A 16,654-nucleotide genomic window follows, 5' to 3' on the forward strand; every position below is an offset into this window, starting at 1 on the left:
GAAATGGTGATGCCGGGTGACAACGTCAAGATGGTCGTCACCCTGATCAACCCGGTGGCAATGGACGAAGGCCTGCGCTTCGCCATCCGCGAAGGCGGCCGTACCGTCGGCGCCGGCGTGGTCTCGAAGATCATCGAGTAAGCCTGCAGTACCGGTGGTTGCATAGCGCCGCCGGTTACGCGAATGGCGGGCCGGGAACCTCGGTCCGCCTTCGCCGTCTAAGGGAAGGCAAGTTTTCAACGTACGCCAGTAGCTCAATTGGCAGAGCAGCGGTCTCCAAAACCGCAGGTTGGGGGTTCGAGTCCCTCCTGGCGTGCCATCTGCCCACCTTACCCAGCGGCCTGCGCCGCTAAAGCAGACACAGCCGGATGAATAGCAAGATCGAACACTCCAAGGACAACTCCGCCAATGGTGGAGATATCGTCAAGTATGTCGCCGCATCGTTGCTGGTGCTGGCCGGTCTGTTCGTCTGGTTCTGGTTCTCCGCCGACTCCGGTCGCGCCGCCCAGCTGGGTGCGTGGGCGGGTCAGGTGCGTGCGTTGGCGGTCGTGGTCGGTCTGGTTGGCGGTATCGGCGTGTTCATGCTGACCGGCAAGGGGCGCGACACCCGCGAATTCCTCTCCGAGTCGCGCTTCGAACTGCGCAAGGTGGTCTGGCCGACGCGCCAGGAAGCCATCCGCATGACCTGGGTCGTGATCGTCGTGGTGCTCATCCTCAGCCTGCTGCTGGGTGGCTTCGACTTCCTGATCCAGAAACTGACTCAGTGGTTCCTGAGCCGCTAAGGAGAATTGCATGAAGCGTTGGTACGTCGTTCACGCCTATTCGGGCTTCGAGAAGTCGGTGGCGCAGGCCCTGCGCGATCGCATCGTCCGTGATGGCATGGAAGAGCGCTTCGGCGACGTCCTGGTTCCGACCGAAGAAGTGGTCGAGATGCGCGCTGGCCAGAAGCGCCGCTCCGAGCGCAAGTTCTTCCCGGGCTATGTGCTGGTCCAGATCGAGACCCACGAAGAAGCCGGCATTCCGCGCATCGACAACGAAAGCTGGCATCTGGTCAAGGAAACCCCGCGCGTGATGGGCTTCATCGGCGGTACCGCTGATCGCCCGCTGCCGATCGCCGATTCCGAGGCCGAGGCCATCCTGAACCGCGTTCAGGAAGGTGTCGAGAAGCCGCGTCCCAAGGTGCTGTTCGAGCCGGGCCAGATGGTCCGTGTCACCGATGGCCCGTTCAACGATTTCAACGGCGTCGTCGAAGAGGTCAACTACGAGAAGAGCCGTCTGCGCGTCTCGGTGCTGATCTTCGGTCGTGCGACCCCGGTCGAGCTCGAGTTCGGCCAGGTCGAAAAGGCCGTCTGACCTGTCTGTAGCGTCGAGCATGGCTCGGCGTCGGACCAGAAACCGGGCCTGGCCCGGTTTCGTTCGTTTACCTGCCGCTTCAGGCATGTGAAGAAAAAACCTGTTATAGTGCGCGGCTCCCTGCTGGGAAAGTCAGCAGGATGAGGCCGCCGCAAGGTGGCCTTCAGCATGATTTCAAAACGCGATGCCGGGACGCGTGATTCCCGGTCCGATGGGGAGCCTGTTGTCGAAAGGCGCTAGCACCCGGAGAGCACTCACATGGCAAAGAAAGTTGTCGGTTACATCAAGCTGCAGGTGAAGGCCGGTCAGGCCAACCCCTCGCCGCCGGTCGGTCCTGCGCTGGGTCAGCGTGGTCTGAACATCATGGAATTCTGCAAGGCGTTCAACGCTGCCACGCAGAAGCTCGAGCCGGGTCTGCCGGTTCCGGTGATCATCACGGCCTACTCGGACCGTACGTTCACCTTCATCACCAAGAGCACCCCGGCTACCACCCTGCTGAAGAAGGCCGCTGGCATCTCGTCGGGCTCCAAGCGCCCGAACACCGAGAAGGTCGGCAAGGTCACCCGTAAGCAGCTGGAAGAGATCGCCAAGGCGAAGGAACCGGATCTGACTGCCGCCGACCTGGACGCCGCCGTGCGTACCATCGCTGGCTCTGCCCGTTCCATGGGCCTCGTGGTGGAGGGTTAATAAGATGGCACAGACCAAGCGTGAGAAGGCCATCAAGGCCGCCGTCGTTCCGGGCAAGGCGTACGCCTTCGAGGACGCGATCAACATCCTGAAGACCGCCACCAAGGCCAAGTTCGTCGAGTCGATCGACGTTGCCGTGCGCCTGGGCGTCGATGCGAAGAAGTCCGACCAGCAGGTCCGTGGCTCCACCGTGCTGCCGGCCGGTACCGGCAAGTCGGTCCGCGTCGCCGTGTTCGCTCCGGCCGGTGCCAAGGCTGATGAAGCCCTGGCCGCTGGCGCCGAAGCCGTCGGTATGGACGATCTGGCCGAGAAGATGCAGGCCGGTGATCTGAACTATGACGTCGTCATCGCGACCCCGGACGCCATGCGTGTCGTCGGTAAGCTGGGCACCGTGCTGGGCCCGCGCGGCCTGATGCCGAACCCGAAGGTCGGCACCGTTTCCCCGAACCCGGGTGAAGCCGTGAAGAACGCCAAGTCGGGTCAGGTCCGTTACCGCACCGACAAGGCCGGCATCATCCACTGCACCATCGGCAAGGCCGACTTCGCCGAAGACGCGCTGAAGTCGAACCTGACCGCGCTGCTGCTGGACCTGATCAAGGCCAAGCCGGCCACCTCGAAGGGCACCTACCTGCAGAAGGTTTCGGTCAGCTCGACGATGGGCCCGGGCGTCACCGTCGACCAGTCGTCGCTGACCCTGAAGTAATTGTTTCAAGCGGTCACGGTACCTTCGGTGCCGTGACCGTGACATTTGAAGGCATCGCTGGCAGTGCATCGCCTGCGGTAGCCGTCAAAGACCGCAGGCGCGGTCGTGGCAATACCGGCGACGGGCACGGAAGCTCGATCTGGCAAGGAGTCGCCGCCGGAGCAGTCATGAGCGCTTAATCGATTCCCCGGAATCACCCTGCGTAGATGGTGCCCTTCTGGAGTTTTTCTGGTTCACGCACGTCTGGGTTTCCCAGGTTGGCCCACTCCAGGTCTAGAACGGCCCACCCCCGGAACATCATCCCGATGTTCCCGGCGTCCAGGACGGATGCCGCACAGGACCGCACACGGCAGGAGCCGTAAGCGGAGTTCAATAGGAGGAGTGCAATGGCTCTCAATCTGTCCCAGAAGCAAGAAGTAGTCGCCGAGCTGGCAGACGTCGCCGCCAAGGCCCACTCCTTGATCGCAGCCGAATACGCTGGCACCACGGTCGCCCAGATGACCGCGATGCGCAAGCAGGCTCGTGAAACCGGTGTTTTCTTGAAGGTTGTCAAGAACACCCTGGCTTCGCGCGCCGTTGAAGGCACCGAGTTCGCAGTCGCCCAGGACCAGATGGTTGGTCCGCTGCTGTACGCGTTCTCGCTCGAGGAGCCCGGCGCTGCCGGTCGCCTGATCAAGGAAGCCGCCAAGGGCAACGACAAGCTGAAGGCTAAGGTCGTCGCCATCGGTGGCGAAGTGTTCCCGGCAAGCCACGTCGAAGTGCTGGCCTCGCTGCCGACCCGCGACCAGGCCCTGGCCATGCTGGCCCGCGTCCTGACCGAGCCGGTCACGATGTTTGCCCGCGCCATCAAGGCCGTTGGCGAGAAGCAGGGGGGTGGCGATGTCGCCGCCGACGCTGCCGAGCCGGCCGCCGAGACCGCCTGAGTTTCGACTTACCGTGGTTCCTGACGGAACCTCAACCCAGAAAATCATCCAAAGGTATTAATCATGTCCCTTACCAACGAACAGATCGTCGACGCCATCGCCGAGAAGTCCCTGATGGAAGTGATGGAGCTGGTCAAGGCCATCGAAGAGAAGTTCGGCGTCTCCGCCGCTGCTCCGGTTGCCGTGGCTGCTGCCGCTGGCCCGGCCGCTGCTGTTGAAGAGCAGACCGAGTTCACCGTCACCCTGAAGACCGCCGGCGAGAAGAAGGTCGAGGTCATCAAGGCCGTCCGCGCCATCACCGGCCTGGGCCTGAAGGAAGCGAAGGACCTGGCCGAAGCCGGTGGCGTCCTGAAGGAAGGCGCTTCGAAGGAAGACGCCGAGAAGATGAAGAAGGACCTGGAAGCTGCTGGCGCGACTGTCGAAGTCAAGTAAGCAGTTACCTTGCATCGTCACCGATTCACGGCGATGCAGCCAAGGCTGGGGGCGTAAGCCCCCGGCCTTTGGTCGTTGTTGCGGTACCGGTAGGGTCGACTGTTAGTCGACTGTTTCAAAAGCAGGAAAAAGCCCAACACGGGCTGCAGTCAAACCCCGGCAGGCCAGCGCACGGCGCGGCAGCGGGGGAGTGGTAGCAGACGAGTTGGCAGTTGGAAGTAGCGGGAGAAGGCGTGCTGGTGCCGGCAATACCAGCGACTTCCAACTGACAATTTCAAGTTCCCTTCGGATCGTGGGCGCACGATCCGCACAACAAGGTGGAAGACCTCATGACGTCCTATTCGTTCACCGAAAAAAAGCGTATCCGCAAGGATTTCGGCAAGCAGCGCTCGATTCTCGAAGTGCCGTTCCTGCTCGCCATCCAGGTGGATTCCTATCGTGAATTCCTGCAGGAAAACGTCGATCCGGCCAAGCGCACGGACCACGGCCTGCACGCTGCGCTGAAGTCGGTCTTCCCGATCGCCAGCTACAGCGGCAATGCTGCCCTGGAATACGTCGGCTACAAGCTGGGCGAACCGGTCTTCGACGAGCGTGAGTGCCGCCAGCGCGGCATGAGCTACGGCGCCCCGCTGCGCGTGACCGTGCGCCTGGTGATCTACGACCGTGAGTCGTCGACCAAGGCCATCAAGTACGTGAAGGAGCAGGAGGTCTATCTGGGCGAAATCCCGCTGATGACCGAGAACGGCACCTTCATCGTCAACGGCACCGAGCGCGTCATCGTCTCGCAGCTGCACCGCTCGCCGGGCGTGTTCTTCGACCACGACCGTGGCAAGACCCACAGCTCGGGCAAGCTGCTGTACAGCGCCCGCATCATTCCTTACCGCGGTTCCTGGCTGGACTTCGAGTTCGACCCGAAGGACGCGCTGTTCACCCGTATCGACCGCCGCCGCAAGCTGCCGGTGTCGATCCTGCTGCGCGCGCTTGGTTACAGCAACGAGGAGATGCTGGCCGAGTTCTTCGAGATCAACACCTTCCACATCAACCCGGATGAAGGCGTCCAGCTGGAGCTGGTGCCGGAGCGCCTGCGTGGCGAAACCCTGGGCTTCGACCTCGCCGACGGCGACAAGGTCATCGTGGAAGCCGGCAAGCGCATCACCGCGCGCCACATCAAGCAGCTGGAAGCCTCGGGCATCGCCGCCCTGGCCGTGCCGGACGACTACATCGTCGGCCGCATCCTGTCGCACGACGTGGTCGATGCCTCGACCGGCGAACTGCTGGCCCAGGCCAACGACGAGATCACCGACGAGCAGCTGCAGGCCTTCCGCAAGGCCGGCGTCGATGCGGTCGGCACCCTGTGGGTGAACGACCTGGATCGTGGCCCGTACCTGTCCAACACCCTGCGCATCGATCCGACCAAGACCCAGCTGGAAGCCCTGGTCGAGATCTACCGCATGATGCGTCCGGGCGAGCCGCCGACCAAGGATGCCGCGCAGAACCTGTTCCACAACCTGTTCTTCACCTTCGAGCGCTACGACCTGTCCGCGGTCGGCCGCATGAAGTTCAACCGTCGCGTGGGCCGCAAGGAAACCACCGGCGAAGCCGTGCTGTACGACAGCAAGTACTTCGGTGAGCGCAACGACGAAGAGTCCAAGCGCCTGGTCGCTGCCCACGGCGACAGCTCCGACATCCTGGACGTGATCAAGGTCCTGACCGAGATCCGCAACGGTCGCGGCGTGGTCGATGACATCGATCACCTGGGCAACCGTCGCGTGCGTTCGGTCGGTGAAATGGCCGAGAACGTGTTCCGCGTCGGCCTGGTCCGCGTCGAGCGCGCGGTCAAGGAGCGCCTGTCGATGGCCGAGTCGGAAGGCCTGACCCCGCAGGAACTGATCAACGCCAAGCCGGTCGCCGCTGCCATCAAGGAGTTCTTCGGCTCCTCGCAGCTGTCGCAGTTCATGGACCAGAACAACCCGCTGTCGGAAGTGACTCACAAGCGTCGCGTCTCGGCCCTGGGCCCGGGCGGTCTGACCCGTGAGCGCGCCGGCTTCGAAGTGCGCGACGTGCACCCGACCCATTACGGCCGCGTCTGCACCATCGAAACCCCGGAAGGCCCGAACATCGGCCTGATCAACTCGCTGGCCGTGTATGCCCGCACCAACCAGTACGGTTTCCTCGAGACCCCGTACCGCAAGGTCGTGGACGGCAAGGTCCATGACGAAGTCGAGTTCCTGTCGGCGATCGAAGAAAACGAGTACGTCATTGCGCAGGCCAACGCCCTGACCAATGCCGACAGCGTGCTGACCGAGCAGTTCGTTCCGTGCCGCTTCCAGGGCGAATCGCTGCTGAAGCCGCCGGCGGAAGTCCACTTCATGGACGTCTCGCCGATGCAGACCGTGTCGATCGCGGCTGCGCTGGTTCCGTTCCTGGAGCACGATGACGCCAACCGCGCACTGATGGGCGCCAACATGCAGCGTCAGGCCGTGCCGACCCTGCGTGCGCAGAAGCCGCTGGTGGGTACCGGCATCGAGCGCGCCGTGGCGCGCGACTCGGGCGTGACCGTGAACGCCCGCCGTGGCGGCGAGATCGTGCAGATCGACGCGGCCCGCATCGTGGTCAAGGTCAACGAGGAAGAGATCGTTGGCGCCACCGACGCAGGCGTGGACATCTACAACCTGGTCAAGTACACCCGTTCGAACCAGAACACCTGCATCAACCAGCGTCCGCTGGTCCAGGTCGGTGACGTCATCGCCCGCGGCGACGTGCTGGCCGACGGTCCGTCCACCGACATCGGCGAACTGGCCTTGGGCCAGAACATGCTGATCGCGTTCATGCCGTGGAACGGCTACAACTTCGAAGACTCCATCCTGCTCTCCGAGCGCGTGGTGGAAGAGGATCGTTACACCACGATCCACATCGAAGAGCTGACCTGCGTCGCGCGTGACACCAAGCTGGGGCCGGAGGAAATCTCCGCCGACATCCCGAACGTCTCCGAGCAGGCGCTGAACCGCCTGGACGAGAGCGGCGTGGTGTACATCGGTGCGGAAGTCCGCGCCGGCGACATCCTGGTCGGCAAGGTCACCCCGAAGGGCGAAAGCCAGCTGACCCCGGAAGAGAAGCTGCTGCGCGCGATCTTCGGCGAGAAGGCTTCGGACGTGAAGGACAGCTCGCTGCGCGTTCCGCCGGGCATGGACGGCACTGTCATCGACGTGCAGGTCTTCACCCGCGACGGCATTGAGAAGGACAAGCGCGCCCGCCAGATCGAAGAGTCTGAAATCAAGCGCGTCAAGAAGGACTTCGACGACCAGTTCCGCATCCTGGAAGCCGCCATCTACATGCGTCTGCGTTCGCAGATCGTGGGCAAGGTGGTCAACGGTGGCGCTGGCCTGAAGAAGGGTGACGTGATCACCGACGCCTTCCTGGACGGCCTGAAGAAGGCTGACTGGTTCGCCCTGCGCATGAAGGACGAGGACGCTTCGGAAGCCATCGAGCGCGCGCAGAAGCAGATCCAGGCGCACGAGAAGGAGTTCGAGCGTCGCTTCGCCGACAAGCGCGGCAAGATCACCGCCGGTGATGACCTCGCTCCGGGCGTTCTGAAGATGGTCAAGGTGTTCCTGGCCGTGAAGCGCCGCATCCAGCCGGGCGACAAGATGGCTGGCCGCCACGGCAACAAGGGTGTGGTCTCCAACGTGGTGCCGGTCGAGGACATGCCGTACATGGCCTCGGGCGAAACCGTGGACATCGTGCTGAACCCGCTGGGCGTGCCGTCGCGTATGAACATCGGCCAGATCCTGGAAGTGCACCTGGGCTGGGCCGCCAAGGGTCTGGGTCGCAAGATCCAGGCGATGATGGAAGCCCAGGCGGCGGTCGCCGACCTGCGCAAGTTCCTGGACGACATCTACAACCACGACGACACCAACGTGGCCAACCGTGTCGACCTGTCGCAGTTCAGCGACGAGGAACTGCTGCGCCTGGCCCGTAACCTGACCGACGGCGTGCCGATGGCTACCCCGGTGTTCGACGGCGCCACCGAAGCGGAAATCAAGCGCATGCTGGAACTGGCCGACCTGCCGAGCAGCGGCCAGACCCAGCTGTACGACGGCCGCACCGGTGAAGCCTTCGATCGCCACACCACTGTTGGCTACATGCACTACCTGAAGCTGAACCACCTGGTCGACGACAAGATGCACGCCCGTTCGACCGGTCCGTACTCGCTCGTCACCCAGCAGCCGCTGGGCGGCAAGGCGCAGTTCGGCGGCCAGCGCTTCGGTGAAATGGAAGTCTGGGCGCTGGAAGCCTACGGCGCGGCCTACACCCTGCAGGAAATGCTGACGGTGAAGTCCGATGACGTGCAGGGCCGCAACCAGATGTACAAGAACATTGTCGACGGTGAGCACGAGATGGTTGCGGGCATGCCGGAATCCTTCAACGTGCTCGTGAAGGAAATCCGCTCGCTGGCCATCAACATGGAACTGGAAGACAACTGATCCATGCCGGCGCGGCGGCCTCCGCCGCCGCGCCGCTGGCAGTCAACTGAAAGCCCATCGACACAGCATTCCTCCTTCTGGAGAACACCATGAAAGACCTGCTCAACCTCTTCAACCAGCAGCGCCAGACGCTGGACTTCGACGCGATCAAGATCGCGCTGGCCTCGCCGGACCTGATCCGTTCGTGGTCCTTCGGCGAAGTGAAGAAGCCGGAAACCATCAACTACCGTACCTTCAAGCCGGAACGCGACGGCCTGTTCTGCGCCGCCATCTTCGGCCCGGTGAAGGACTACGAGTGCCTGTGCGGCAAGTACAAGCGCATGAAGCACCGCGGCGTGGTCTGCGAAAAGTGCGGCACCGAAGTGACCCTGGCCAAGGTGCGCCGTGAGCGCATGGGCCACATCGACCTGGCGTCGCCGGTCGCGCACATCTGGTTCCTGAAGTCGCTGCCGTCGCGCATCGGCCTGATGCTGGACATGACCCTGCGCGATATCGAGCGCGTGCTGTACTTCGAAGCGTACGTGGTGACCGAGCCGGGCCTGACCGCCCTGGAGCGCCGCCAGCTGCTGACCGAGGAACAGTACCTGCAGGCCCGCCAGGAGCACGGTGACGACTTCGACGCCGCCATGGGCGCCGAGGCCGTGTACGAATTGCTGCGCACGATCGACCTGCAGTCGGAAATGACCCGCCTGCGCGAGGAAATCGCCGCTACCGGTTCGGAAACCAAGCTCAAGCGCCTCACCAAGCGCATCAAGCTGATCGAGGCCTTCCTGGAATCGGGCAACCGTCCGGAATGGATGGTCATGACCGTGCTGCCGGTACTGCCGCCGGACCTGCGCCCGCTGGTCCCGCTGGATGGCGGCCGCTTCGCGACCTCCGACCTGAACGACCTGTACCGCCGCGTCATCAACCGCAACAACCGCCTGCGCCGCCTGCTCGAGCTGAGCGCGCCGGACATCATCGTGCGCAATGAAAAGCGCATGCTGCAGGAATCGGTCGATGCGCTGCTGGACAACGGCCGTCGCGGCCGTGCCATCACCGGCACCAACAAGCGCCCGCTGAAGTCGCTGGCCGACATGATCAAGGGCAAGCAGGGTCGCTTCCGCCAGAACCTGCTCGGCAAGCGTGTCGACTACTCGGGCCGTTCGGTCATCGTGGTCGGTCCGTACCTGCGCCTGCACCAGTGCGGCCTGCCGAAGAAGATGGCGCTGGAGCTGTTCAAGCCGTTCGTCTTCGCCAAGCTGCAGCGTCGTGGCCTGGCCACCACCATCAAGGCCGCCAAGAAGCTGGTCGAGCGCGAAGAAGCCGAAGTCTGGGACATCCTGGAAGAGGTCATCCGCGAGCATCCGGTGATGCTGAACCGTGCGCCGACCCTGCACCGTCTGGGCATCCAGGCGTTCGAGCCGGTGCTGATCGAAGGCAAGGCCATCCAGCTGCACCCGCTGGTCTGCACCGCGTTCAACGCCGACTTCGACGGTGACCAGATGGCCGTCCACGTGCCGCTCTCGCTGGAAGCCCAGCTGGAAGCGCGTGCGCTGATGATGTCGACCAACAACATCCTGTCGCCGGCCAACGGCGAGCCGATCATCGTGCCGTCGCAGGACGTCGTGCTGGGTCTGTACTACATGACCCGCTCGCTGGAAAACAAGAAGGGCGAGGGCATGGCCTTCGCCAACATCGCCGAAGTGAAGCGTGCCTACGACAACCGCGTGGTGGAACTGCACGCCAAGGTCAAGGTCCGCATCACCGAGGTGGTGACCGACGAAGACGGCAACAAGCAGAACAAGACCTCGATCGTGGACACCACGATCGGTCGCGCCCTGCTGGCTGAAATCCTGCCGGAAGGCCTGCCGTTCGCGCTGGCCAACACCGAGCTGACCAAGAAGAACATCAGCCGCCTGATCAACTCCAGCTACCGCCAGCTGGGCCTGAAGGACACGGTCGTGTTCGCCGACAAGCTGATGTACACCGGCTTCGCCTACGCGACCCGCGCCGGCGTCTCGATCGGCATCGACGACATGCTGATCCCGGACGAGAAGAAGGGCATCCTCACCGAGGCCGAAGCCGAAGTGCTGGAAATCCAGGAGCAGTACCAGTCGGGCCTGGTCACCGCCGGCGAGCGCTACAACAAGGTGGTCGACATCTGGTCGCGCACCAACGAGCGCATCGCCAAGGCGATGATGGACACCATCGGTACCGAGAAGGTGGTCAATGCCAAGGGCGAGACCATCGACCAGAAGTCGATGAACTCGCTGTACATCATGGCCGACTCCGGTGCGCGTGGTTCGCAGGCGCAGATCCGTCAGCTGGCCGGCATGCGCGGCCTGATGGCCCGCCCGGACGGCTCGATCATCGAGACGCCCATCAAGGCGAACTTCCGCGAAGGCCTGAACGTGCAGGAGTACTTCAACTCCACCCACGGTGCCCGTAAGGGTCTGGCCGATACCGCGCTGAAGACCGCGAACTCGGGTTACCTGACCCGTCGTCTGGTCGACGTCGCGCAGGACGTGGTGATCACCGAGGTGGATTGCGGTACCACCGAAGGCCTGATCATGACCCCGATCGTGGAAGGCGGCGACGTGGTCGAGCCGCTGAAGGACCGCGTGCTGGGTCGCGTGGTTGCCGAGGACGTGTTCCTGCCGGGCAACGACGAGGATCCGATCGTCACCCGCAACACCCTGCTCGACGAAGCCTGGGTCGCCAAGCTGGAAGATGCCGGCGTGCAGACCATCAAGGTCCGCTCGACCATCTCCTGCGAATCGGCGTTCGGTGTCTGCTCGCGCTGCTACGGCCGCGACCTGGCCCGTGGCCACCTGGTCAACATCGGTGAAGCGGTCGGCGTCATCGCCGCGCAGTCCATCGGTGAGCCGGGTACCCAGCTGACCATGCGTACGTTCCACATCGGTGGTGCGGCGTCGCGAGCTGCAGCGGTCGACAACATCACCGTCAAGACCACCGGCTCGGTCAAGTTCAGCAACCTCAAGTCGGTCGAGCATGCCAACGGCTCGCTGGTCGCAGTGTCGCGCTCGGGCGAAATCTCGGTGCTCGATGCCCACGGCCGTGAGCGTGAGCGTTACAAGCTGCCGTACGGTGCGACCATCACGTCCAAGGACGGTGATGCGATCAAGGCTGGCCAGACCGTGGCCAACTGGGATCCGCATAACCACCCGATCGTGTCGGAAGTGGCCGGCTTCATCCGCTTCATCGACTTCGTTGATGGCATCACCGTCATCGAGAAGACTGACGAGCTGACCGGCCTGGCTTCGCGCGAAATCACCGATCCGAAGCGTCGTGGTACCCAGGCCAAGGACCTGCGCCCGATCGTGCGCATCGTCGACGCCAAGGGCAACGACCTGTCGATTCCGGGCACCGACCTGCCGGCGCAGTACCTGCTGCCGCCGCGTTCGATCGTCAACCTGCAGGACGGCGCCCCGGTGGGCGTGGGCGACGTCGTCGCCAAGATCCCGCAGGAAGCGTCGAAGACCCGCGACATCACCGGTGGTCTGCCGCGCGTGGCCGACCTGTTCGAAGCGCGCAAGCCGAAGGATCCGGCGGTGCTGGCCGAGCGTTCGGGCATCATCAGCTTCGGTAAGGACACCAAGGGCAAGCAGCGCCTGATCATCAAGGACACCGATGGTTCGGAGCACGAAGAGCTGATCCCGAAGTACCGCCAGGTCATCGTGTTCGAAGGCGAGCATGTCACCAAGGGTGAAACCATCGTGGACGGCGAGCCGAGCCCGCAGGACATCCTGCGCCTGCTGGGCGTCGAGCCGCTGGCGGCCTACCTGGTGAAGGAAATCCAGGACGTGTACCGCCTGCAGGGCGTGAAGATCAACGACAAGCACATCGAGGTGATCACCCGCCAGATGCTGCGCAAGGTCGAGATCACCGATCAGGGCAGCAGCAAGTTCCTGAACGGCGAACAGGTGGAGCGTCAGCGCGTTATCGAGGAAAATGCGCGCCTGTCGGCCCGCAACGAGCTGCCGGCGCACTTCGATCCGGTCCTGCTGGGTATCACCAAGGCGTCGCTGGCGACCGAATCGTTCATCTCGGCCGCTTCGTTCCAGGAAACCACCCGCGTGCTGACCGAAGCGGCCGTCCGCGGCACCTCGGACAACCTGCGTGGCCTGAAGGAAAACGTCATCGTGGGTCGCCTGATTCCGGCCGGTACCGGCTTGGCGTACCACAGCAACCGCCGTCGCGGCGCTTCCGGTCTCACCGAGTCGGAAATGCAGACCCTGGCCGGTACCCCGGCCGCGGTCGAGGCGCCGGTGGTTGAAGCCGAAGCTGAACAGGCGTCGGGCGAAGAATGAGGTAGCCGGTCCGGCCGCAAGGCCGGACCACCCCATCGGTCCATCGATGGGATTGGGAAAGGGCAGGGGAGATCGTCCGCGATCGACCCTGTCAACCTGAACGGGGTACATGGAGGCCCCCCAGTAACGTCCCGGGATCAGGGACGGGCTTGACAGGAGGCGTTTGACTGCTTTCCTGGCAGGTTGCTACAATCGTCTGTCTCAGCAGGCCAGAATTTCGGCCTGCTTTAACATTTCCGCATCTCTGGTCGGATTTTCCGGCCACCAATCAGAAGAACCTACTGATGGCGACGATCAACCAGCTGGTCCGCAAGCCGCGGCAAGCGACCACCTACAAGAGTGCCTCGCCGGCGCTCGACAAGTGCCCGCAGCGCCGTGGCGTCTGCACCCGTGTCTACACCACCACTCCGAAGAAGCCGAACTCGGCTCTGCGCAAGGTTGCCAAGGTCCGCCTGACCAACCAGGAAGAAGTGATTTCCTACATCGGTGGTGAAGGCCACAACCTGCAGGAGCACTCCGTGGTCCTGATCCGCGGCGGTCGCGTCAAGGACCTGCCGGGTGTGCGTTACCACACCGTTCGTGGCTCGCTCGACGCCGCCGGCGTTGCCAAGCGTCGCCAGGCCCGTTCCAAGTACGGCGCCAAGCGTCCGAAGGCATAAGGAGAGAGCACTATGTCGCGTAAGGGTAATACTCCGCAGCGTTCCGTCCTGCCCGATCCGAAGCACGGAAGCGAAACCATCGCCCGCTTCATCAACATGGTCATGCAGAGCGGCAAGAAGTCCGTCGCCGAAAAGATCGTGTACGGCGCCATGGACGTGATCACCGAGAAGAACAGCAGCGCCAACGCCATTGAACTGGTGCAGAAGGCTCTGGACAACGTCGCTCCGGCGGTCGAAGTCAAGTCGCGTCGCGTCGGTGGTGCCACCTACCAGGTGCCGGTCGAAGTGCGTTCGTCGCGCAAGATGGCCCTGGCCATGCGCTGGCTGATCGACTCCGCGCGCAAGCGTGGTGAGAACACCATGCCGAAGAAGCTGGCTGCTGAACTGATCGACGCCTCGGAAAACCGTGGCGGCGCCATCAAGAAGCGCGAAGAAACCCACCGCATGGCCGAAGCCAACAAGGCATTCGCCCACTACCGCTGGTGAGTTTGACGGCCTTGTAAAACAGGCAGGGCAGCACCACTTCGGTGCGTGCTGCCTCGCGGTCCCAGAAGGGCTGCGCCAATCCGAAGGCCGCCGAAAGGCGGCGTTCGGCCATCCGAAATCCAAGAAATCTGAGAGGCTCCCGTGGCCCGTTCCACTCCCATCGAGCGTTACCGTAACTTCGGCATCATGGCTCACATCGATGCCGGCAAGACCACCACGTCCGAGCGCATCCTGTTCTACACCGGCAAGAGCCACAAGATCGGTGAAGTGCACGACGGCGCCGCCACCATGGACTGGATGGAGCAGGAGCAGGAGCGTGGCATCACGATCCAGTCCGCTGCCACCACCGCGTTCTGGAAGGGCATGGACAAGTCCCTGCCGGAGCACCGCTTCAACATCATCGACACCCCCGGGCACGTCGACTTCACCATCGAAGTGGAGCGCTCGCTGCGCGTGCTCGACGGTGCCGTCTTCGTCCTGTGTGCCGTCGGTGGCGTGCAGCCGCAGTCGGAAACCGTGTGGCGCCAGGCCAACAAGTACCACGTGCCGCGCATCGCGTTCGTCAACAAGATGGACCGCACCGGTGCCAACTTCCAGAAGGTCGTCGGCCAGCTGAAGGCCAAGCTGGGCGCGGTCGCCGTGCCGATGCAGCTGCCGATCGGCGCTGAAGACAACTTCAAGGGCGTTGTCGACCTGCTGAAGATGAAGGCCATCCATTGGGATGAGGCTTCGCAGGGCATGAAGTTCGAATACAGCGACATCCCGGCCGATCTGCAGGCGGCTGCCGAAGAGGCTCGCCAGTTCATGGTCGAGACCGCTGCCGAGGCCAGCGAAGAGCTGATGGAAAAGTACCTGGGCGGCGAAGAGCTGGCCGAGGCTGAAATCATCAACGCGCTGCGTACCCGCACCCTGGCCACCGAGATCGTGCCGATGTACTGCGGCTCGGCCTTCAAGAACAAGGGCGTGCAGGCCATGTTGGACGGCGTGATCCAGCTGCTGCCGTCGCCGGTCGACGTGCCGGACGTGAAGGGCGTGGACGTTGACGACGACACCGTCGAGATGACCCGCAAGTCGGACGACAAGGCTCCGTTCTCGTCGCTGGCCTTCAAGATCATCACCGACCCGTTCGTCGGCGCACTGACCTTCTTCCGCGTCTACTCGGGCACCCTGAACGGTGGCGACACCGTGCTGAACTCGGTGAAGGGCAAGAAGGAGCGCATCGGTCGCATCCTGCAGATGCACTCGAACAACCGCGAGGAAATCAAGGAAGTTCTGGCTGGTGACATCGCTGCTGCCGTGGGCCTGAAGGACACCACCACCGGTGACACCCTGTGCGCCGTGGACGCGCCGATCATCCTGGAGCGCATGACGTTCCCGGAGCCGGTGATCTCGATGGCCGTCGAGCCGAAGACCAAGTCGGACCAGGAAAAGATGGGTCTGGCCCTGGGCCGTCTGGCGCAGGAAGATCCGTCGTTCCGCGTCAAGACCGACGAAGAGTCCGGCCAGACCATCATCTCGGGCATGGGCGAGCTGCACCTGGACATCATCGTCGACCGCCTGAAGCGCGAGTTCAACGTTGAAGCCAACGTCGGCGCGCCGCAGGTGGCCTACCGCGAAACCATCACCCTGGCCGACGTCAAGTCGGACTACAAGCACGCCAAGCAGTCCGGTGGTAAGGGTCAGTACGGTCACGTCGTGATCGAGCTGTCGCCGATCACCGCTGAAGACCGTGCCGATCCGAAGCTGGCTCCGGCCATCAAGGACGACTTCCTGTTCATCAACGACATCACCGGCGGCGTGATCCCGAAGGAATTCATTCCGTCGGTTGAAAAGGGCCTGCGCGAAACCATCACCAGCGGTCCGCTGGCTGGCTTCCCGGTCGTGGACGTCAAGGTGAAGCTGGTGTTCGGTTCGTACCACGACGTCGACTCCTCGGAAATGGCGTTCAAGCTGGCTTCGTCGATGGCCTTCAAGCAGGGCTTCGCCAAGGCCAAGCCGGTGCTGCTGGAGCCGATCATGAAGGTCGAGATCGTGACCCCGGAGGATTACCAGGGTGACGTGATGGGCGACGTCAGCCGTCGTCGCGGCGTGCTGCAGGGTTCCGACACCACCGGTGACGGTTCGGCCAGCATCATCAACGCGATGATCCCGCTGGGTGAAATGTTCGGCTACGCCACTGCGCTGCGTTCGCAGACCCAGGGCCGCGCCACCTTCACCATGGAATTCGATCACTACGAGCCGGCTCCGACCAACATCGCCGAAGCCGTCATGAAGAAGGGCTGAGCCTCGCTCAGCCTCTCTTGAAACCACTTACGAACAATCAAGGTATAGAACAATGGCAAAGGGTAAGTTCGAGCGCACCAAGCCGCACGTCAACGTCGGCACCATCGGTCACGTCGATCACGGCAAGACCACGCTGACCGCCGCACTGACCAAGATCGGTGCCGAGCGCTTCGGTGGCGAGTTCAAGGATTACTCCTCGATCGACGCCGCGCCGGAAGAAAAGGCTCGTGGTATCACGATCTCGACCGCGCACGTCGAATACGAATCCCCGATCCGTCACTACGCCCACGTTGACTGCCCGGGCCACGCTGACTACGTCAAGAACATGATC

The 16,654-nt window shown here is 63.4% G+C and carries 13 protein-coding genes and 1 tRNA gene; all 14 read left to right on the plus strand.

Annotated elements, in window-relative coordinates:
* Positions 1-141, plus strand: a 141-nt coding sequence (locus tag AC5P7I_RS20715; RefSeq protein ID WP_487247787.1) for an EF-Tu C-terminal domain-related protein, incomplete at its 5' end; no start/stop codon positions are given.
* A gap of 102 nt (positions 142-243) precedes the next feature.
* Positions 244-319, plus strand: a tRNA-Trp gene (locus AC5P7I_RS20720).
* Between the two features lie 49 nt (positions 320-368).
* A complete protein-coding gene (gene secE / locus AC5P7I_RS20725) occupies positions 369-782 on the plus strand; it encodes a preprotein translocase subunit SecE (protein WP_014646044.1) in 414 nt (137 codons plus the stop codon).
* A 10-nt stretch (positions 783-792) separates the two neighbouring features.
* A complete protein-coding gene (nusG, locus tag AC5P7I_RS20730; protein WP_004154362.1) occupies positions 793-1,353 on the plus strand; it encodes a transcription termination/antitermination protein NusG in 561 nt (186 codons plus the stop codon).
* A 258-nt stretch (positions 1,354-1,611) separates the two neighbouring features.
* On the plus strand, positions 1,612-2,040 hold the full coding sequence (gene rplK / locus AC5P7I_RS20735; protein WP_004145248.1) for a 50S ribosomal protein L11: 429 nt from the start codon (positions 1,612-1,614) through the stop codon (positions 2,038-2,040).
* 4 nt (positions 2,041-2,044) lie between these two features.
* On the plus strand, positions 2,045-2,743 hold the full coding sequence (gene rplA, locus AC5P7I_RS20740; protein ID WP_014646045.1) for a 50S ribosomal protein L1: 699 nt from the start codon (positions 2,045-2,047) through the stop codon (positions 2,741-2,743).
* A gap of 386 nt (positions 2,744-3,129) precedes the next feature.
* A complete protein-coding gene (rplJ, locus tag AC5P7I_RS20745; protein ID WP_010480377.1) occupies positions 3,130-3,666 on the plus strand; it encodes a 50S ribosomal protein L10 in 537 nt (178 codons plus the stop codon).
* A gap of 63 nt (positions 3,667-3,729) precedes the next feature.
* Entirely contained in the window at positions 3,730-4,098 is a 369-nt protein-coding gene (gene rplL, locus AC5P7I_RS20750; RefSeq protein WP_014646047.1) for a 50S ribosomal protein L7/L12, read from the plus strand.
* A 329-nt stretch (positions 4,099-4,427) separates the two neighbouring features.
* A complete protein-coding gene (gene rpoB / locus AC5P7I_RS20755; RefSeq protein WP_197557698.1) occupies positions 4,428-8,582 on the plus strand; it encodes a DNA-directed RNA polymerase subunit beta in 4,155 nt (1,384 codons plus the stop codon).
* A gap of 89 nt (positions 8,583-8,671) precedes the next feature.
* Entirely contained in the window at positions 8,672-12,895 is a 4,224-nt protein-coding gene (gene rpoC / locus AC5P7I_RS20760; protein WP_014646049.1) for a DNA-directed RNA polymerase subunit beta', read from the plus strand.
* A 284-nt stretch (positions 12,896-13,179) separates the two neighbouring features.
* Complete coding sequence (rpsL, locus tag AC5P7I_RS20765; protein WP_004145320.1) at positions 13,180-13,554, plus strand: 30S ribosomal protein S12; 375 nt, start codon at positions 13,180-13,182, stop codon at positions 13,552-13,554.
* A 12-nt stretch (positions 13,555-13,566) separates the two neighbouring features.
* Entirely contained in the window at positions 13,567-14,040 is a 474-nt protein-coding gene (gene rpsG / locus AC5P7I_RS20770) for a 30S ribosomal protein S7 (protein WP_004145321.1), read from the plus strand.
* Between the two features lie 141 nt (positions 14,041-14,181).
* On the plus strand, positions 14,182-16,323 hold the full coding sequence (gene fusA / locus AC5P7I_RS20775; protein WP_014646050.1) for an elongation factor G: 2,142 nt from the start codon (positions 14,182-14,184) through the stop codon (positions 16,321-16,323).
* Between the two features lie 52 nt (positions 16,324-16,375).
* On the plus strand, positions 16,376-16,654 hold a 279-nt coding region (locus AC5P7I_RS20780; RefSeq protein ID WP_308307142.1), incomplete at its 3' end, for a GTP-binding protein.

The organism is Stenotrophomonas sp. YJH_SMC_138 (assembly GCF_059369855.1).